The organism is Flavobacterium cheongpyeongense, assembly GCF_003202435.1.
Taxonomy (GTDB): domain Bacteria; phylum Bacteroidota; class Bacteroidia; order Flavobacteriales; family Flavobacteriaceae; genus Flavobacterium; species Flavobacterium cheongpyeongense.
The window spans coordinates 43,395-65,328 of record NZ_QJHK01000003.1; the positions used below are offsets into that span (position 1 = coordinate 43,395).

At 36.6% G+C, this 21,934-nt stretch carries 11 protein-coding genes; all 11 read left to right on the forward strand.

The genetic code is table 11. The annotated features are described in order from the left end of the window. The first annotated feature begins 10 nt into the window (after positions 1-10). The 11 genes from DMB65_RS04295 to DMB65_RS04345 all read left to right on the forward strand — a co-directional run bounded on the left by DMB65_RS04295 (position 11) and on the right by DMB65_RS04345 (position 21,865). Positions 11-2,464, forward strand: coding sequence for a pectate lyase family protein (locus DMB65_RS04295; protein ID WP_110305448.1), 2,454 nt, complete (start codon positions 11-13; stop codon positions 2,462-2,464). 128 nt (positions 2,465-2,592) lie between these two features. Continuing rightward, positions 2,593-4,611 (forward strand): aceric acid hydrolase, encoded by a 2,019-nt coding sequence (locus DMB65_RS04300; RefSeq protein WP_110305449.1) that lies wholly within the window; start codon positions 2,593-2,595, stop codon positions 4,609-4,611. A 17-nt stretch (positions 4,612-4,628) separates the two neighbouring features. After that, positions 4,629-5,540 (forward strand): alpha/beta hydrolase, encoded by a 912-nt coding sequence (locus DMB65_RS04305; RefSeq protein ID WP_110305450.1) that lies wholly within the window; start codon positions 4,629-4,631, stop codon positions 5,538-5,540. A gap of 18 nt (positions 5,541-5,558) precedes the next feature. Next, the gene (locus DMB65_RS04310) at positions 5,559-6,551 is read left to right on the forward strand and encodes a pectinesterase family protein (RefSeq protein WP_110305451.1); all 993 of its coding nucleotides are present in this window, start codon (positions 5,559-5,561) and stop codon (positions 6,549-6,551) included. A gap of 799 nt (positions 6,552-7,350) precedes the next feature. Further along, positions 7,351-10,734, forward strand: a complete 3,384-nt coding sequence (locus DMB65_RS04315) for a SusC/RagA family TonB-linked outer membrane protein (RefSeq protein ID WP_110305452.1) — start codon at positions 7,351-7,353, stop codon at positions 10,732-10,734. A gap of 19 nt (positions 10,735-10,753) precedes the next feature. Next, positions 10,754-12,724, forward strand: coding sequence for a RagB/SusD family nutrient uptake outer membrane protein (locus DMB65_RS04320; protein ID WP_110305453.1), 1,971 nt, complete (start codon positions 10,754-10,756; stop codon positions 12,722-12,724). 148 nt (positions 12,725-12,872) lie between these two features. After that, positions 12,873-14,582, forward strand: coding sequence for a pectate lyase family protein (locus tag DMB65_RS04325; protein WP_110305454.1), 1,710 nt, complete (start codon positions 12,873-12,875; stop codon positions 14,580-14,582). An 81-nt stretch (positions 14,583-14,663) separates the two neighbouring features. Further along, positions 14,664-15,335 (forward strand): DUF3826 domain-containing protein, encoded by a 672-nt coding sequence (locus DMB65_RS04330; protein ID WP_230470604.1) that lies wholly within the window; start codon positions 14,664-14,666, stop codon positions 15,333-15,335. Positions 15,336-15,437: 102 nt separating this feature from the next. Continuing rightward, the gene (locus DMB65_RS04335) at positions 15,438-17,144 is read left to right on the forward strand and encodes a polysaccharide lyase (RefSeq protein ID WP_110305456.1); all 1,707 of its coding nucleotides are present in this window, start codon (positions 15,438-15,440) and stop codon (positions 17,142-17,144) included. 102 nt (positions 17,145-17,246) lie between these two features. Further along, positions 17,247-20,399, forward strand: a complete 3,153-nt coding sequence (locus DMB65_RS04340; protein WP_110305457.1) for a DUF6298 domain-containing protein — start codon at positions 17,247-17,249, stop codon at positions 20,397-20,399. Positions 20,400-20,470: 71 nt separating this feature from the next. Next, positions 20,471-21,865, forward strand: a complete 1,395-nt coding sequence (locus tag DMB65_RS04345; protein WP_110305458.1) for a glycoside hydrolase family 140 protein — start codon at positions 20,471-20,473, stop codon at positions 21,863-21,865. Positions 21,866-21,934 lie beyond the last annotated feature (69 nt).

The following is a 21,934-nucleotide window of genomic DNA, read 5'->3' on the forward strand; positions in this document are numbered from 1 at the left end:
AATTAAAAAAATGATAAAGAAATTAATTGGTTATGCTGCTTTGGCAACACTTTTGGCAACAAACCTAGACGCACAAAATACTTCGAAACAACTTGTAAAAGTTGATTTTGATTTTTTTCAGAGAAGACTGGAAGAAGTTCATGCTCCGGGTTATGATTCGTGGGTTATCAACGAGAATAAGGAAGACCAAAAAACGTTCAATGAGGTGTCGTTTAAATTGAAAGGGAATTTTACTTCTAAATGGTATAAAGTTGGTATGAATGCGCCTTATTATAACAGGTTAGGAAGTGACGGTCTGGTTACTGCCGAAAATTTAGAAATGAAAATCAGCGGATTAAAACCGGGAAAACATACCTTGTTAACCTTTCACAATGCTTTTGATATTATTACGGGAAAAACTTTTTCGCCAATAAAAATCTTGGTAAACGGAAAATTAGCAGAAACCGTAAAGGCAAGTCAGAGAGCGAATTCAAAAGTAGAAGCATCAATGGCTTATATCACTTTTAATGCTGTAAAAGCTAAAGATATAGTTATTCGTTTCGAAATTGATCCAACGACAAATCCTGATGTTGTAAAACAAATCGTAATCAATGGTTTTGAAATCGATACACCAAACTTAATGAATCAGGCACGTTCTCCAAAACCCGAAAATGCCAACGAACATGTTGTTACAGTTGATAAAAAGGTTTTGTTGGAATGGGATGCTTCAAAAAACGCTGTTACGCATAAGTTGTATTTTGGAGAAGATAAAAATGCTGTAGCCAATGCTAACGAATCCTCAAAAGAATTCAAAGGAAAATTAACAGACAGTACTTTTTCTGTTTCTGATTTATACAGTGGTTCAACGTATTACTGGCGTGTTGATGAAGTAGATGCTAAAGGAAATGTGACTTTAGGAAATGTCTGGTCATTCAAACCGGCTCAATTGGCTTTTCCGGGAGCAGAAGGATATGGGCGTTTTGCAGTTGGAGGACGTGGCGGAAAAGTAGTAGAAGTAACCAATTTAAACGATGATGGACCAGGAAGTTTGCGTGATGCCGTAAATCAGGAAATTGGACCAAGAACGATCGTTTTTAATGTTTCGGGAAATATCCAATTGAAATCAAGGTTAGTGGTCAATCAGCCATACATCACTATTGCCGGACAAACAGCTCCCGGAGAAGGAATCACAATCAGCAGGGCACCAATTGGATTGACAGGAAATGATGGAGTTGTCCGATTTTTGAAAGTCCGCATCGGTGGCGGAACAACGTTTGACGGTATGGGATTAACCGGAGCCAATGTTAGTATTATTGACCATTGTTCCATTAGCTGGACTATTGATGAGTCGTTTAGTTCGCGTGGAGCACACAACATTACGCTGCAAAGAACTTTAATTTCGGAAGCTTTGAATGTAGCGGGGCATGATAAATATGAGGCTGGAAAAATGCACGGATATGCAGCGACTATTGGTGGTGATGTTGGAAGTTTTCATCACAATTTACTGGCACATAATTACGGACGTAACTGGAGTATTGGTGGTGGTTTAAGTGGTGATGGATTTTATACCGGAAGAGTCGATATTAGAAACAATGTGGTGTACAACTGGGGAAAAAGAACTACTGACGGAGGAGCAAACGAAGTCAATTTTGTGAACAATTATTATAAGCCAGGGGCTTCAACTGATATTTTTGTAGCATTAAATGCACAGCATGAAGGAGTTGGAAAAGGAATGCAGCGTTATTTCTTCGATGGTAATGTGATGCCGGGTTATTTTGATGAGAAGTCTCAGGAAAAAGGCCGTAAGTCAACTATTTCAAATAATGAAGTGTTAAATTACGAAACATTTGTAGAGAAACCTTTCTTTGAATCTTATGTAAACACACAATCTGCAAAAGGAGCTTATAAAAATGTGCTTTCAGATGTGGGTGCTAACCAGCCGTTTTTTGATCAACACGATAACCGGATTATTGATGAAACTCTAAAAGGAACATTTACGTATAAAGGAAGCAAAAGCGGTTTAGGCGGAATGATTGATAATGAATTTGATGCTGGAGGATGGCCTGATTTTACTTCTGAAACCCGTGATGCTGAATGGGATACTGATCATGACGGTCTGCCAAACTGGTGGGAAAAAGCATTCAGCTTAAACGAAAATTCCAAATCAGGAGATTTCTCGGATGCTAACTCAGATCTGGATGAGGACGGATTCACACAGTTAGATAATTATCTGGACTGGATGGCTCAGCCACATTTCTTTATAAAATCGGGAGAGAAAGCAGTTTTAAATGCTGCAGATTATTTTAAAGGATACGAAACAAGTCCGGTATTTACGTTTTCAGATCTTAGAAACGGAAGCGTATTATTAAAAGGGAAAGACATACAGTTTACAGCTATTGAGGCAGGATTGGCATCTTTTGTATTGACAGTTAAAGATGCTGATGGAGATACTATGAGCCGTACCATTAATTTCCTTGTGAAATAATACAAAGGTCTGAGGCAGATTTGATTTAAGAGATCTGCTCAGATTTTAATTTACAAAGCAAAAAATAATCCGCCAAATCTGCGTGAAAATTACGCTCTCGCAGATGTAGCAGATAAAATAATATCAAAATGAAAAAAAACATCATCATATCGTCTTTATTTTTTTCAACAGTAATTTTTGCGCAAAACAAAGGTTTGGTAGCCAATTCTGAAAGCCCATATTCTAAATTACAGTGTGTAGGTTTACAGGATGTGAAATGGACGAGCGGTTTTTGGAAAGAACAATTTGATGTTGAAACCCAAAACACATTGCCGTATATGTGGGATTTGTATCATAATGACGAAGTATCTCATGCTTACGCGAATTTCGAAATTGCAGCCGGAGAAACTAAGGGAACTTTTAAAGGCCCCTCTTTTCATGATGGCGATTTTTACAAGATTTTTGAAGGAATGGCAGCGACTTATGCCGTAACAAAAGATAAAAAACTGGATGCCGAAATGGATAAGGCCATTGCTTTATTTGCTAAAGTACAGCGTAAAGATGGTTACCTGCACACACCGGTTTTAATCGATGAACGCTGGGGCACGCTTGGCCCGGAAGAAGTGAAAAAGCAACTGGGTTTCGAGAAATACAATATGGGGCATTTAATGACGGCAGCCTGCATTCATTACCGGGCAACTGCGAAAACCAATTTCTTAAATATTGCAAAAGGGGTTGCTGATTTTTTGTATGATTTTTACAAAAAAGCTTCACCGGAATTGGCACGAAATGCCATTTGCCCATCTCATTATATGGGAATTGTCGAAATGTACCGTACGACTAAAAATCCCAAATATCTCGAATTAGCGAATAATCTTATTGATATCAGAGGAACTACAAATGACGGAACAGATGACAATCAGGACAGGATTCCGTTTAGACAACAAACTACTGCAATGGGACATGCGGTTAGAGCTAATTATCTGTACGCAGGTGTAGCCGATTTATATGCTGAAACCGGAGAGAAAAAATTACTGGATAATTTAGAGTCTATCTGGGATGATGTGACCTACCGCAAAATGTACATTACAGGTGCCTGCGGCTCTTTGTATGACGGCGTTTCTCCAGATGGTACTTCATACAATCCTGCCGATGTACAGAAAATTCATCAGGCCTACGGAAGACCGTTTCAATTGCCAAATGCTACCGCGCATACAGAAACTTGTGCGAACATTGGGAATGTGCTATGGAATTGGAGAATGCTTCAGATTACGGCCGATGCCAAATATGCAGATATAGTTGAATTGGCATTATATAATAGTGTATTATCAGGAATAAGTCTGGAAGGAAAGGAATTCTTTTATAATAATCCGCTGAATGTTTCTAAAGATTTACCTTTTAAGCAGCGTTGGAGCAAAGAACGCGAAGGCTATATTGCGTTATCTAATTGTTGTGCCCCGAACGTGACCAGAACTATTGCTGAGGTGGGCAACTATGCTTATAACTTTTCGAAAGAAGGATTGTATGTGAATTTGTATGGAAGTAATAATTTGAATTCGGCTACGCTCACAGGCGAAAAAATTGAAATCGAACAGCAAACCAATTATCCGTGGGATGGCAAAATTACTTTGAAAATTCTAAAAGCACCAAAAGATATTTACGCTTTTTTATTAAGAATTCCTGGCTGGAGTCAGGGGACAACGATCTCAGTGAATGGGAAAAGTATCAATGAAACTATAGCTTCAGGGTCGTATCAAAAAATAGCACAAAAGTGGAAAAAGGGAGATGTCATCGAATTGAATATTCCAATGCCGGTTGAACTGATGCAGGCGAATCCATTGGTCGAAGAAATAAAAAATCAGGTGGCTGTAAAAAGAGGACCAATTGTATATTGTTTAGAATCGAATGAGCTTCCTGCCAATACAAAAGTGAATGATGTTGTCTTGGATGTCAATTCTAAATTCACAACAGATTTTATCAAAATCCGCAACAGACAATTGTTGTGTATAACTGCCAGTTCATCAATTAATAATGATACCTCCTGGGACAAAAAACTGTACAAACCGCTTTCGGCAAAAGACAGTAAAGAATATACTTTGAAGTTAATTCCTTATTTTGCATGGGGAAATAACGGTAAAGGCGAAATGTCGGTTTGGTTGTCGCATTAACATCATAAATGAATTAAATGAAAAATAAACAATTATTCCTGCTGGTTTTATTTGCAATCGTTCAAATGCAGGCACAGGAATTTATTCCGCTGTGGACGAAGTACAAAATGCCAAATTCCAAAGGATTAGTTGTTAAGGACAGTATCAATAATGAGCGTGTAATGCAGGTGGGAACGCCGGGTATTCACGCTTTTTTTACCTCCAATCAAGAAAATAAAGGTGCTGCCGTTTTGATAATTCCCGGTGGTGGTTACCATCATTTGTCATATAATATCAGTGGTTTTCAACTGGCAAAGTGGTTCAACACAATGGGAATAAATGCTTTTGTACTGACGCATCGGTTACCCATTTCTCCTGATATTATAGAAAGAGAAAAAGCACCGCTTCAGGATGCTGAAAGAGCGATGAGAATTATTCGAAAAAATGCAGGAAATTGGAAAATTGATACTAACAAAATCGGCGTGATGGGTTGTTCTGCAGGAGGACATTTGGCAGCAAGCCTTGGAACAATAAAAGATGATTTTTCTCTTATTGGTGATGAATATGATCCTTACTCTTTTAAACCCGATTTTATGATATTGATTTCTCCGGTCATTGATATGGGAAAAGAAAGTCATAAAGGGAGTTTTGAAAATCTGCTTGGTTCCAATCCATCTCCTGAATTAATAAAAAAATATTCTTTACAGTTTCAGGTAAGCGATTATACTCCGCCCACTTTTATTGCACATGCTTTTAATGATAAAACGGTATCGCCAAAAAACAGTTTGCTTTTTTACGATGCTTTGCTCGCAAATAAAATCCCTTCGAGCCTTCATATATTCAATCAGGGCGGACATGCGATTGCATTGCGAAACAACCCCGGATCTGCCAATTTATGGACTGGTATTTGTGAAATGTGGCTGATGGAAATGAATATTCTTAAAAATTAATAACCATATCTTAATCTTATGAAATATATTGTGGCTTTTTTTCTGCTCTTTAATATCGCTGTGATTTCAGCGCAAACAACAGATAACCGATTTGAATTAACTGTGGCACAGGATGGTTCCGGAGATTTTAAAACCATTCAGGAGGCGATTAACAAAGTAAGGGATCATGCCGAAAAACGTGTTGTAATTTTAATAAAAGAGGGTACTTATAATGAAAAAGTAGTAATTCCGGCTTTTAAAAGAAACATTACTTTAAAAGGTTTAGACAGAGAAAAGACGATTATTTCATACAACGATTATTCCGGAAAACCTTTCAGAGGAATTGATGTTACGGGAGACACAAAATTTAGTACTTATACGTCTTATACTTTGTTAGTTCAGGGAAATGATTGTTCAATAGAGAATCTGACTGTAGAAAATACAGCAGGAAAAGTAGGTCAGGCCGTAGCCCTTCATACCGAGGGAGACAGGGTTTCTGCAAAAAACTGTTCAATTTTAGGAAACCAGGACACTTTATATCTTGCAAAAGGAGGTACAAGAAATTATTTTGAAAACTGTTACATAAATGGGACTACCGATTTTATTTTTGGTGCTGCAACAGCCTATTTTTACAATTGCACGATTGAAAGTTTAAGTAATTCGTATGTTACGGCGGCATCAACGACTCAGGAAGATCAATACGGATTTGTGTTTGTAGATTGTAAACTTACAGCCAAAGACAATACGGTAGATAAGGTTTTTCTCGGACGTCCCTGGAGACCTTTTGCACAAACTGTATTTATTAATTCGGAATTGGGGTCACATATCGTACCCGAAGGCTGGAATCCGTGGAAAGGCGATAAAAATTTTCCTGAAAAAGAAAAGACAGTGTTTTATGCTGAATTTGGCAGTAAAGGAGAAGGAGCCAAAGATTTATCCAAAAGAGCTTTATGGTCGCATCAATTAAAAAAATCCGATCTTAAAAAGTATAATTTAGAAAAAGTCCTTAATGGCTGGAATCCAAAATTATAAAAACAACTGCAATAACTTTTTCTACTATAATAAGTGTATTTTTAAATTTAAAGGCTGCTTTTAGAAAATCTTTATGAGTTTTCAAATCTCGTTTGATACAAATCTTCTTGTCTGAATAAAATTAAATACTCATTTTCAGACTGTTGGATTGTATAATCTGAAATTTCAAGAGTATTGTGATTATAAAAGACCATATTTTAGTTTAAACACAACAGGTTTATAAAAGATCATTCTCATATTAACCCATAAGAATGAATAAAATCTTATTTACATTAATAAGAATTTACATCAAAAAAGTTGGCTTTTTAATTTTTTTTTAATTTTTTTAATTTTTTTTTGATTATGCAGATATGCTATATTTGTAAGTTTTTTACTTAGAAGAAATCGATTTCCTACGTTCTCTCCATGAAAAAAAAATGCAATCAATTGCTTTTATTGTAACTGATTTAATTAAAACACCTTGATTTTAGGTGTTTTTTCTTGTTTATTTTCTTTGTATCTTGTTATATTCAAAATTTTCCTTTTTTTTTTAGTGTAACATGATTTTGTCTTACACTTTTTTGTTGATATGGTTTTTTTATTGGTTTTTTTTTAAGGATAATTTTGAAGCAGGATGCCACAGGACAGTTGTGATTTTCAATCATTATATTTTTGAAATCAAGTAATAAATGTGTTTTTAACGTTTAAAATTCTGCTGGCATTTAATAGCTGTCAAAATCTGGCTTTTTTTTAAACAATTAAGAATGTTTTTTTATAACTAAAACTAACCTAACTATTAATCTAACTAAATCAAAGATTTATGAAACAAGCACTTATAAAAAGATGTAGTTTTATTCTGTTTGCCTTGATGAGCATTGTTACTTATGCCCAAACTGGAAGCAGTCAAATTAAGATCACAGGTACGGTTACCGATAATTCAGGCTTGCTATTGCCTGGGGTAAACGTAACGGAGAAGTCAACAAAAAATACTGTTACCACGGATTACAGCGGTAGATATCAAATTAATGTTAAGCCTGGCGCAACATTAGTTTTTTCTTTTATCGGGATGAAGAAAATTGAAATTCCATTAAACGGTCGTACAAATCTAGACGCGAAGCTACAGGAAGATTCTAATGTATTAGATGACATTGTTGTTGTAGCATACGGTACGCAGAAAAAGAATAATATCACTGGTGCTATTGCAACTATTGATATGGAAAAAATCCAGGATTTACCCGTATCGAATTTATCAGAGGCTCTGAGAGGGCAGGTTCCAGGTGTTTCGATTAATGGAGGTTCTGGGCGACCTGGAACAGCAGCAGATATTCAGATTCGTCAAACATTTTCTTTGTCAAAAGATGGTGGTAATGATCTTCCTTTGATTGTAATTGATGATATGGTTCAGATAGATCCTACTACTGGCAGATCTTCATTAGATACTTTTAATAGATTAGATCCTTCTGAGATAGAAAGTTTAACAGTTTTAAAAGATGGATCTGCAGCTATTTATGGCTCTCGTGCTTCTCAAGGGGCAATAATTGTTAAAACTAAAAGAGGAAAATCGGGTGTTACTAAGTTTAATTATATCAGTCAATTTGCAGTAAATGATGCTGTAAGTCATAGTAAAACAATGAATTCTTATCAATACGGACTTTGGGCTAACCGATTTTTGATAGCTGATAATAGAGCCGGAACAAATAATGCAAGTCTTTTTTCTGCAGATGAGTTGGAACAAATGAAGAATTTGAATTATGACTGGCTGGATAAGGCTTGGAAACCGGCTATACAACAAAAACATGCACTTACTGTTAGTGGGGGTAATGATAAAGCCACTTACTTTGCTGGTGCTAATTATTTTACACAAGGTGCTAATCTTGGAGAACAACAATACGATAAATGGAACTTTCGTGCAGGAATGACAGCTAAGGTTTCTAAAAATTTAGATTTTTCCGCTTCTGTTTCTGCACTGACAGGTCATACAGAAAAATCTTACTCTAAGGCTTCTGCAAACATTAATGACAGTAGCTATGGTTCTAAAGCAAATGGTGGTGGGGAACAACAAGATTATGGATATTTATTACATATGCCAAAATATATTCCTTGGCAAACAACTGTTAATGGTCAAGAATACTGGATGTCGCCTTTTCCTAGAACTGATCGAAACTTAGGAAGTGCAAATGCTAATACGACAATTGCGGGTTGGAATTACTTTGCAACTTTAGATAACGGTTCTAAATCTATAAATGATGATTTTGGTTATAATGTCAATATGTCTTTAAACTATAAAGTGCCTTTTATTAGAGGACTGTCTTTCAAAGGGACTTTTGCAAGAAGTGAGAATATTGATAAAACTGAACAAATTCAGTTGCCGTATGTCATGGCAAGAATTAAAAATTATGAAACTCAGGATAATCACTTAGCTAGTGGGGCAACTGACTCAGATTATTCTATAGACACTAATGTAAGAAATGCAAGGGTTTATTATGACACAGCTCTTAATAAAAGCACTCAAACTAACTTTTTTGCTAATTACGACAGAACTTTCGGAAATCATGAAATAAGTGCTATGGCTGCTGTTGAAAAGTCAGAAGCAGAATACAATAGTACACGTTTGGCTTATGAAGGAACAACGGCTGACTACTTAGGAACTTATTTGACAGCAGGGACTCTCTCTACTTCTAACTCAACGGCACTAAGAGGCGAATCAGGAACGCTTTCTTATTTAGGTCGTTTGAATTACAGCTATAAATCAAAATATTTATTTCAATTTGTTTTCCGTACTGATGCATCTACAAAATTTGCACCTGAAAATTACTATGGTTTTTTCCCTTCACTACAAGCGGGTTGGGTAATGTCTAAAGAAGATTGGTTTCAGGATATCTTACCAGGCGTAAATAATTTCAAATTGCGTTATTCTATTGGTAAAACCGGAAAGGATAATATTTTACCTTGGCGTTGGGCAACATACTATGATATAATTGCTGATAAAGGATACGTGTTTGGTACGGGCACAACTGCAGGTGTAAATGCAGGAGGTACTTTAGGAAGTGGAATTAATACAAGAGTATCACCAAATAGAAATGTAGGTTGGGATGCTACAGTAAAAAATAATTTTGGTATAGATGCAGCATTTTTAAGAAACAGATTGCAGATAACAACAGATTTGTACTATGATAGGACAAAAGAAATGTTAACAGCAGCAGCAAGTACAGTTGGAGTGCCGATATCTGTAGGGGGAGGTTTTGCAGAAGAAAACTTAGCGAGTATTGATGCTTGGGGAGCAGAATTCAGTATTAATTGGAATGATAAAATAAAAGATAATTTTAGATATAATGTAGGGGTAAACTTCGGTTTTGCTAGTGCTAAACAAGGAGCTTATTACGATGTTCCGTATGCATTACCATCTACTAATCAAAGAAGGGAAGATACATCATTAATTTATCCACAATGGGGATTCCAAACATGGAAAGATACTTCTACACGTGATGGGATCTTACGTACTGATGAAGATATTCAAAAGTATTGGAATTACTTAACTGAAAGGGCTACAGCTGCTGGAGGTACTCCAAATTATAATGGTATTATAGATGTATCAGGAATGAGAAGAGGAATGTTGGCTTATAAAGATTTAGGTGGTGTTTTTGATAGTACAACAGGAGTTCAAAAAGGACCTGATGGAAGAATTATGACAGGAGAGGATTTTACAAAGTTAGTTAACAAGAATAAAACTTATGGATTTACTACTAATTTAGGGATGTCTTATAAATCATTTTTTATGAAGACTCAAATCGCTACATCTTGGGGAGGTTATAGATCAGTTGATGTAGTGAAACAAGGTGTTGGTTCAACTCATAATATGTGGGCACATGAGAGTTATTGGAGTGATATGTATGGAGATGATAACACAGATGGTAAATATCCTAACCTAGCTTATTATGATTCATCAATGCTTGGTTCTGCTTCAGATTTCTGGCAATTAAATACTTTCCGTTGTACAGTAAGAAACTTAACTCTGGGTTTTCAACTTCCTAAAGAAATTTTGTCTGAGCTTAAAATTTCTAATGCAAGCATTGGGGTTACAGGAAATAATCTTTGGGATTTGTATAATCCATACCCAGACCATTATCGTAACATGTATGATACTTCGTATGAAGCCTATCCAACACTTAGAACATGGTCAGTTAACTTAAACATTACATTCTAAATTTAAATTAATAGAAACAATGAGAACAAAGATTAATTTATATATAACATTGGCACTTTTATTAGTTGTAAGTGCTTCATGTAGTGATGATTTCTTGGAGGATAAGAAAAATTACGGTCAGATTGATGATTCATTTTATGAAAGTGAACAACGTACAACTTGGTATATTAATAATGTGTATTATGATTTCTTTTCATCATATACATCACCTTTAGCAAATACGGTTGGTTTGTATACTACAGATCAATCAAAGCTAACTGAAGAAATTGGAGGAATTACCGATCTAATTAACCCAAATAAGACATTTGTTAATGCAGCTGATGGATCGACTTATTATGGAACCACTATAACTTCTAGTACAGTGAATAATCCTTATAGTAGAATTAGAGATATTAATGGTTTTTTGAGAGACATAGATGTAAAAGGTGCAAGTTTAAGTCAAGCATTTCGTGATAAGGCAAAGGGACAAATGTACTACTTAAGAGCTATTCAGTATTTTGATTTGATGCGTACTTATGGAGGAGTGCCAATTGTACTTACCGTACAAGCCGCAAGTTCAACAGACGAAAGTATCAAATTGCCAAGGGCTACTGTTGCTGAAGTTGTATCTCAAATTGTTGCAGACTTAGATTTGGCAGCTACTTTATTACCTGGTCAATGGGATGTTGCAACGGATTATGGTCGTTTTACAAGAGGAGCAGCTTTAGCTCAAAAATCACGAGTGTTGTTAACCTATGCAAGTCCTTTATTCAATAAAAATTGGGATAGTACAACAGACCGTTGGGATGCAGCATTACAAGCTGGTTTAGCTGCAGAAACTCAATTAACTGCAGATGGTTTTGGTCTATATGGGTCATCAGCTAAAGATTGGGCTAATATGTTCTTGATTGACAATGCTTTTTGTAAAGAAGCCATTACGGTTCAGATGTTGTCTTCTAATACTACTGTTGCTTTAAATAATTCATGGGAGAAATCAATTCGTTTAAAAAGTCAATCGACTGCTACGGGAGGAATTTCTGTTCCTAAAGATATGATTGATTTGTTTCCGATGAAAGACGGTTCTAAACCAACAGTAGCAAATGGTTATGATCCATTTCTTTTCTTTAAAGATCGTGATCCTCGTTTCTACAGAACATTTGCTTTTTCTGGAGCTAAATGGCCATACAAAGAATCTACATCTAATACTGTATGGGGGTATCGTTGGGTTGATGCCGCAAATAAAGAATATTTTAGCGATGGTAATCAGACTTCAAGTCCTGCTTATGTGCGCAAGATGTCAAACCCTACAGCTTCTAATGCTTCTAGTTTCCAATATTCAAGTACGGATATTTTTGAATACCGTTATGCTGAGTTATTATTAAATATTGCAGAGTGTTACGCTGCAAAAGGAGATATAGGAAATACTATAACTTATCTGGGTAAAATTAGAAATCGTGTGGGTATTCCTTCGGCTAATAATTATGGTATAGGTACATTAGCTGATAAATATGCCGCAATAAACGCTACTTTATACGAAAGAAGAGTTGAATTAGCTTATGAAGGAAAACGTTTCTGGGATGTGCAACGTTGGATGTTGTACAGTGATGATGCAATTGCTGGTACTGTAGATAATACTAATCAAAAATTAGGTTTATCACCTATTAACGGTACACAAAGAATTGGTCAATTTTTGCAATATAAAAATACTGCAACTTCAACGGATCCTTTATCTGCAGTTAGAGCGAGTATTACAGTAGATCCTGATGATGCAAACTTTAATACACAAATTACAACTCTAGCTAATTTTTATACTAATAATTTTGTATTGACTAATTTGGTCACCCCGATGGACAACAATGGTACTACTACGGCCGTAAATATACTTTGGAGACCAAATTATTATGTAAAAGGTTTGACTTTGACTATTTTAACTCAAAACCCATGGTTGAAACAAACTATTGGGTGGAATGATGCTGCTAATGCAAATGGAACTTACAATTATCAAGAATAATTTATAAAACTAAAAATGCCTGATAATTTTCAGGCATTTTTATTAATATCTTAATAAAACGTTAACATTAAAATTAAACTTTTCACCTGTATTCCTCAAAAAGATACAGGTGATTTGTTTAAAATGAATTACCAAAATTAAAATTAACATGAAAAATTCGGCACTATTTATCTTATCGCTGTTGGTTCTAGGGAATGCAAAATGCTTCGCTCAATATCCAAAAATAAGCCCTGAAATGGCTGCGCAATCAAAAGCTTTTATAGATGAAGCTGATAAACGTTCAGATGAAGCCTGGGAAAAGGCATTAGTTATTATTGAAGAAGAAGCCAAACATGGTAAACCTTTTATTCCATGGGCATCAAGACCAAACGATTTGCCACAAGCGTCTATACCTGCTTTTCCAGGAGCTGAAGGAGGAGGTATGTACACTTTTGGGGGGCGTGGTGGAAATGTCTATGTCGTAACGAGTTTAGAAGACCGTGGGCCGGGAACTTTGAGAGAAGCCTGTGAACAAGGTGGAGCCAGAATTATCGTTTTTAATGTTTCGGGAATTATTAGAATTAAAACTCCTTTAATCATTCGTGCACCTTATATTACGATTGCAGGTCAAACAGCTCCGGGTGATGGAATTTGTGTAGCAGGAGAATCTATTTGGATCAATACTCACGATGTTATTATCAGGCACATGCGTTTCCGCAGAGGAGAAACTTTTGTAGGTCGTCGTGATGACTCCATTGGAGGAAATCCAGTAGGGAATATTATGATCGATCATGTTTCGGCAACCTGGGGATTAGACGAAAATATGTCTATGTACAGACACATGTACAGCCCCGGTGCAGGTTACCCGGACGAAAAAAAACCAACTGTAAACATTACGATCCAAAACAGTTTGTTTGGAGAAGCTTTAGATACCTACAATCATGCTTTTGGAAGTACATTGGGTGGAGAAAATTGTTCTTTTATGAGAAATATGTGGGCTAGCAACGCAGGTAGAAACCCATCCATTGGTTGGAACGGTATTTTCAATTTCGTAAACAATGTAGTTTACAACTGGTACAACAGATCTACTGATGGTGGTGATTATACTGCTAACTACAATATCATTAACAACTTTTATAAACCAGGACCTGTAACTAATTTGGCTGAGCCAATCAGCTACAGAATCTTAAAACCGGAATCTGGCAGAAGCAAACTGCCTTACATGGTTTTTGGAAGAGCGCATGTAACAGGAAATATTGTGAATGGGAACGAAAAAGTAACCAAAGACAACTGGGATGGCGGTATCCAGATCGAAAACAAAAAAGGTGAATTAATGGGTTATGATGAAGCCAAAACCTATTTCGATAAAATGAAAAGCGACAGACCTTTCCCAATGCCTTGGTTTTCTAAAATCATGAAAGCAGATGAAGCTTATGAATATGTTCTGAAAAATGTGGGTGCAACTTTGCCATTGAGAGATAAAGTAGACGAAAGAATCGTAAGAACCGTAAAAACAGGAGTTCCTGAATATGCAAAAGGATTAGATAAAAAAGAATTCTACCAATTCGAACACCGTCGTTTACCAATGGATTCATACAAGCAAGGAATTATAACTGATATTTCACAGGTTGGCGGATATCCGGAATACAAAGGAAAACCTTATGTAGATACAGACAAAGATGGTATGCCGGATGCCTGGGAGAAAAAATACGGTCTGAATCCAAAAGATCCATCTGATGCAAAAGGAGATTTAAATGGTGATGGATATTCTAATATCGAAGATTATATCAATGGAGTAAATCCAGCCATAAAAGTAGACTGGACAGATTTAGCCAATAATAAAGAAACATTGGTTAGACCTTTGTTAGATTTAAATTAAAAAAATGAAGTTAGGTCATAAAGCTTGAGATAAAACTTTTGACTTTATGACCTTTGACTTTAGACTAAAATAATAAATAAGATGATGTCACTAAAAAAAATAAGTCTGATGTTTCTGCTTTTTGCTTTTTGCAAAATAAACGCACAACAATATCAGGACCCGGAATACATAAAAGTAACCAATGAAAGAGCAGCTAAAATTGTTGAGAAGCTGGCTTTGGGAAACAAAGAAAAAGAAACTGCAGTAACGAATATTATCGCACAGCAATTTCGTGATTTAAGCAAAATTCACGATGTTAGAGATACTGAAATCAAAAAAGTAAAAGACGACAGTACTTTAGCCAAAGAAAAGCAAAACGAAAAAATTGAAAAACTGAAAGTTGAAGCCGATAAATCAATTGCTAAACTACACAAAGCCTACATAAAAAAATTAGGAACGCAATTGAACGAAGCAAAAATAACTGAAGTAAAAGACGGAATGACTTATGGTGTTCTTCCAATTACCGTTGACGGTTATAATGATATGTTGCCGAATTTGACTGACGCTCAGAAAAAATACATTTGCGATGCTTTGGTAGAAGCCAGAGAACACGCAATGGATGGCGGTTCATCTAAGGAAAAACACGGTTGGTTTGGTAAATACAAAGGAAGAATCAATAACTATTTATCCAAACAAGGGTACGATTTAAATAAAGAAAGCGCAGATTGGCACAAACGTATTGAAGAAAGAGAGAAAGCCAAATCAGGTAAATAATTTTATTGTCCTTAGTAATTAGTGCTTAGTGATTAGCTTAAAAAAACTATTGACTATCGTTAAGGACTAATTACTAGTTACTAAGAACTAAAATAAAGATTCATGCAAAATATTTTTCCAAATACCACTTTAAAAACAACAATGATGATAATGTCATTTTGTTCTATTCTTTCATCAGCCTATGCACAATACCCTGATATTCCAAAACCGCTTCAGGAAAAAGCGGATGCGCTTTTAGCAGATGAAGAAAAAAGATTACAGGAGATCTGGCAGGCGAATGCACATATCATCAAAGAAGAAACTAAAGCGGGACGTCCGTATTTGCCTTGGGCATCCTATCCAAAAGATTTTGTTCAGGCAGATATTCCTGCTTTTCCGGGAGCTGAAGGAGGAGGAGCATATACACAAGGAGGTCGTGGCGGAAAAATATTCGTTGTAACGAGTTTGGAAGACAGCGGAAAAGGCACTTTCCGTGAAGCCTGCGAAGCGGTTGGAGCAAGAACAATTGTTTTCAATGTTTCGGGGATTATTCAGTTAAAAAAGAGAATCAGTATGCGAGCACCCTACGTAACCATTGCAGGTCAGACTGCACCGGGTGACGGAATTTGCATCGCAGGTGAAACCTTGGAAATAGATACCCACGACGTCATTATTCGCCACATGCGTTTTCGCAGAGGAGCAACAGAAGTTACCCGAAGAGATGACGCATTGGGAGGAAATCCAATGGGGAATATTATTATAGACCACTGCTCAATGAGTTGGGGATTAGACGAAAATATTTCGTTATACAGACACCAGTTTCAGGTAAATGACAAATCAAAACTGGAGAAATTGCCCGCTTGTAATATTACAATTCAGAATACTATTTCATCCGAAGGTTTAGATACTTATAATCATGCATTTGGAAGTACAATTGGCGGGTTAAACAGTACCTTTATGCGTAATTTATGGGCAGATAATATTTCCAGAAATGCGTCTATCGGAATGTATGGCGACTTTAATTTTGTAAATAATGTGATTTTCAACTGGTGGAACCGTTCTTTGGATGGAGGGGATTACAGATCGATGTTCAATATCATCAATAATTATTTTAAACCGGGTCCCATAACACCAACAGATCAGCCGATCCGCTACAGAATTCTGAAACCGGAAGCAGGTTACATGAAACCTAAAACCTATGGAAGGGCGTATGTTTCAGGAAATTTCATCGTAGGTTCTCCCGAAGTCACAGCAGATAACTGGAATGGGGGTGTACAACTTGAAGACCAGTCTGCTGAAGAAACAAAAGATTATTTGGAACAGATGAAACAAAACAAACCTTTTTCAATGCCGAAATTTCCAATAATGAAAGCAGAAGAAGCCTATGAATTTGTATTGAATAATGTGGGAGCAACTTTACCAAAACGCGATGCAGTCGATGAACGAATCATCAAACAGGTTCGCACCGGAAAAATTGAAGTGAAAGACGGATTGGAAAATTCTATCGGTAAAGAGTATATCAAAAGAAGATTGCCTGCCGATTCTTATAAAAAAGGGATCATCACGCATCCGGATCAGGTGGGCGGTTATCCGGAATATAAAGGGAAATCCTATAAAGATTCAGATAATGACGGAATTCCGGATGTCTGGGAAAAGAAATTCGGACTGAACCCAAAAGACGCTTCGGATGCAAATAAAGATTCAAATGGTGATGGATATACCAATATTGAGAAATATTTTAACGGTATCGACCCGAACAGCAAAACAGATTGGACGAAAACGGAAAATAATATCGATACCTTGGCTCAGTTAAAAGGATTATTGCAGTAAAGAGCAAAGAAGAAAGAGTATAGAGTATAGAAAAGAAATTATTTTTTTGGGAAAGTCTATATTCTTTCTTCTATATTCTAAAAAATCAAAAATAAAGTAGAAGTGAATTTTATACAGCTTAAAAATATAGTAACAAAACAGGATTTACTCGTTTTATCCTGTTTTGTTCTTTTCTTTAGTGCCAATATCAGTTCGGCACAAAATGCATTTCCGGATATTACAAAATCTAAAGATGGAAAATTAGAGCTGACAACTGATGCAAAAGGAAATCAGATTCCTGACTTTTCGTATGCCGGATATAAAGCTTCATCAATTGCTATTCCAGATATAACGATTAAAGCTTTTGTGCCGCATATCGATGGAGACGCCACCAAAACAATTCAATCCGCTATAGATTATGTTGCCAAACTGAAAGTTGATAAAAACGGTTGTAAAGGAACGGTACTTTTAGACAAAGGAATCTTCAAAGTTTCGGGTGAAATCAATATTAAGGAAAGCGGAATTGTCTTAAGAGGAAGCGGTTCAGGAAATAATGGAACGATACTTTTAGGAACTTCAACCAACAGAAAAGCAATTGTCAATATAAGCGGAATTAATAATCAGCTTTTAAAGGAAACATTTCAATTAGATGCAAATTATACACCATTAGGAGCAACAGTTTTATCTGTAAAAAATGCTAATAATCTCAAAAAAGGAGATCATATTTTAATCAATACTCCTATCACAAAAAAATGGATTGACCTTTTGTCAATGAATGATTTTGGAGGAGAAAGCGGATGGATTGGCTGGAAAGCAGATGATTTTGTCATTCGTGCCGACAGAGAAATTACAAATGTTCAGGGAAATAAAATCACCATCGATGCACCTTTAACGAATACATTGGATGAAGAACTATCAAAGTCAACTGTAGTAAATTACATCTGGTCAGGGAGAATAAATAATTCAGGTGTAGAAAATCTTACTTTGAAATCAGATTATGATACCACAAATCCAAAAGACGAACAGCACCGTTGGACAGGAATTTCTGTTGAAAATGCTGAAGATGTTTGGGTACGACAGGTCAATTTTGAACAATTTGCAGGCGGAGCCGTTTCGGTTCTAAAAACAGCCAAAAGAATTACAGTTGAAGATTGTCTTTCACTGAACCCAATTTCGGAAATCGCATCTTTTAGAAGAAATACATTTTATACCGAGGGACAGCAGACTTTATTTCAAAGATGCTATTCTGAATTCGGATACAATGATTTTGTAGTCGGAGGTTACGCTACGGCTGGACCCAATGTTTTTTTGCAATGCGAATCACATCAGCCATATAGTTTCAGCGGATCTGTTGGAAGTTGGGCAACCGGAATCCTTTTCGACGTTTCCTTAATTGATGGAAATGCCATCAGTTTCAAAAACAAAGAACAGGACGGAAGAGGTTTAGGCTGGAATGCTGCCAATAGCGTTATCTGGGAAACATCGGCATCCAAAATAGAAAATTACAGTCCGCCAACAGCCAACAACTGGGCATTTGGAGTCTGGGCACAATGGGCAGGAAACGGACACTGGAAAGACGTGAACAATCACATCAGTCCGAGAAGTTTATTTTATGCTTTATTGGAACAGCGTCTGGGTAAATTGCCTATGAATGCTCAAATAATGGATTTAGGTTCAGAACCTTCTTCAAGTCCAACGATAGAACAAGCGACAGCTTTAACCGCCGAAGCCTATAAATTAAACGAAACTTTAAAAGACTTTATTACCAAAGCATCAACCAGAAATCCAATTGCGATTGATTATGCCAAAGTAAAACGAATTGACGAAGTAAAATCCGATGCAGTTGCAAATACAAATTCTGATAAAATCACTATAACCAATGGATTTTTGACCACTTCCAAAGGTGTAATTACCGGAGAAGTAGTAGATGTACCGTGGTGGAGAGGCAGTTTACGTGAATCTGAAATCGCAAAATCAAGACCGCACATTACCCGATTTGTTCCGGGACATTATGGAGTTGGTTATACCGATAACTTGGAGGAAACCGTAAACTATTTAGTCGAAAATAATAAATCAGCGATTGACCATAATTACGGATTGTGGTACGAACAAAGAATGGCCGATCACGAGCGTATTAGAAGAATCGATGCCGATGTCTGGGCTCCTTTCTACGAACAGCCTTTTGACAGAAGCGGGCAGGGAATTGCCTGGGATCATTTGAGCAAATACGATTTGACCCGATACAACGCCTGGTATTGGAACCGATTGAAAACTTTTGCCGAATTAGCAGGTAAAAAGAATAAGATCTTACTAAACGAAGCCTATTTTCAGCATAACATCTTAGAAGCCGGAGCACATTGGGCAAGTTCGCCTTGGCGTCCAGCGAATAATATCAACACGACAGGATTGCCGGAACCACCGCCTTATGCAGGCGATAAAAGGATTTTTCTTGCCGAACAATTTTATGATGTAAAAAATACAGACATTCGAAAACTGCACGTTGCATTCATCGAAAAAAATCTGGAAAACTTTAAAGATAACGCCAACGTATTACAACTCACAAGTGCCGAATATACAGGTCCGTTAAGCTTTATGCAATTTTGGATCGATGTGATTGCCAATTACGAAAAGTCACACCAAAACGAATCTAAAATTGCCTTAAGTGCCACAAAAGATGTTCAGGATGCAATTTTGAATGACGAAACAAGAGCCAAAACCGTTGATGTAATTGATATCCGATATTGGTATTACAGAGAAGACGGAACGCTGTATGCTCCGGAAGGCGGAAAAAATTTAGCACCACGCCAGCACGCCCGTAAAATCAAAACCGGAAAAGAAACAGATGATCAGGTTTACAGAGCAGTTCGTGAATACCGTGAAAAATATCCGGAAAAGGCAGTGTTGTATTCCACAATGGGAGCACCACGATTTGGATGGCCGGCATTAATGGGAGGAGCTTCATTGGCAAATGTTCCAAAAATTGAACTTTCTGCCTTTCATTCTGCCCTTGCTGGTATGAAGTTTGCAGAAGGAACTACTTTTTCAGACAAGTTCTGGGCACTGGAAAATAAAGGCAATGCCTATCTTTTTTATCTGAAAAACGATCAGGATGTTTCAATCGATTTATCCAATCACAAAGGAAGTTTTGAAGTGTATGCAATTAATGCTTCCAATGGAATTATCACCAAAAGAGCGAATATCAGTGGAGGAAAACAAGTCGTAATTCCACAAGCTGAGATCAAAGAAAAAGTACTATTCGTAGTGAAGAAAAATTAAAGACTGATAATAAACAATAAGCAAATTAAATCTGCGCAAATCTGCTGGATCTGCGTGCAAAAATAAATATAATGAACCTGAAAATTAAATACCTATTCGCCCTTTGTATACCCTTTATGTTGACAGCACAAAGCGGATTTTCTCAATCCAAAAACCTGCCAAAACTTAAAGTTTCCCCGAACCAGCACTATTTTGTTACCGAAGACGGGAAACCATTTTTCTGGTTAGGCGATACAGGCTGGCTGACATTTGGTAAACTGGACAGAAAAGGTGTAGAAAAATATCTTCAGGACCGAAAAGCAAAAGGGTTCAATGTCGTTCAGGTAATGGTGTTGCATAATGTGAATGCTGTAAATGCGTACGGCGATCAGGCATTAATGAATGATAATCTGACCCAGCAAATTACTTCACCTGGCAACGACCCAAAGGATGCTCCCGAATACGATTACTGGGATCATATAGATTACACTTTGGAAGTAGCACAAAAAAAAGGAATCTATTTAGCAATGGTTCCGGTTTGGGGAACTAATATTAGTAGTGCTAAAAGCAAAGTAACGAAAGCGGATGTTGAAAAATACGCCAAGTTTTTAGCCAACAGATATAAAAACAAAACCAATGTGATTTGGCTGAACGGTGGCGATACCTATGGAGACAAATTTCAGGAGATTTGGAACGCACTCGGAAGTATTTTAAAAACGAGTAACCCAGATCAATTAGTAACATTTCACCCATTCGGGAGAACCGATTCATCAGAGAATTTTCATAATGCAAGCTGGTTAGATTTCAATATGTTTCAGTCCGGTCACAGAAGATATGATCAGGATTCGGTGAAACCATTCAAAGAAGACAATTACAAATTTGTTCAAAGAGACTGGGATTTAAAACCAACTAAACCAACATTGGACGGAGAACCATCATACGAAGGAATTCCACACGGACTGCACGATACGCTACAGCCAAAATGGACTGCCAGCGATGTACGTCGTTACGGATACTGGTCGGTTTTTGCAGGTGGGGCAGGTTACACTTACGGACATAATGCTGTAATGCAAATGTTCAGAAAAGGCGACAAACCAGCCTACGGAAACAAAAAGTTATGGACATCAGCCATCAATGCACCAGGAGCAAAACAAATGATTTATATTAAGAAATTAATGGAGAGATATAATTCATTGGATCGTGTTCCAGATCAAAGTTTGATTGCTAATCAAGGAGAAAAATATGATTACCAAGTGGCAACAAGAGGAAATGATTATGCTTTGATTTATACCTATACCGGAAGAAAAATCACCGTGAATATGGGGAAAATTTCAGGGAATAATGTTGATGCAAGTTGGTATAATCCAAGAAATGGCAAAATAAAATCGATTGGACATTTTGAAAACAAAGGAACAAAAGAATTCCAGCCTTCCGGCAAAAAAGAAGACGGAAACGACTGGATTTTGATTTTGACATCGAATAAATAATCTGTTTCTCCTGCAAGGTTTTCAAAACCTTGTAGGTGTATTAGCTAAACATACAAATACCTACAAGGT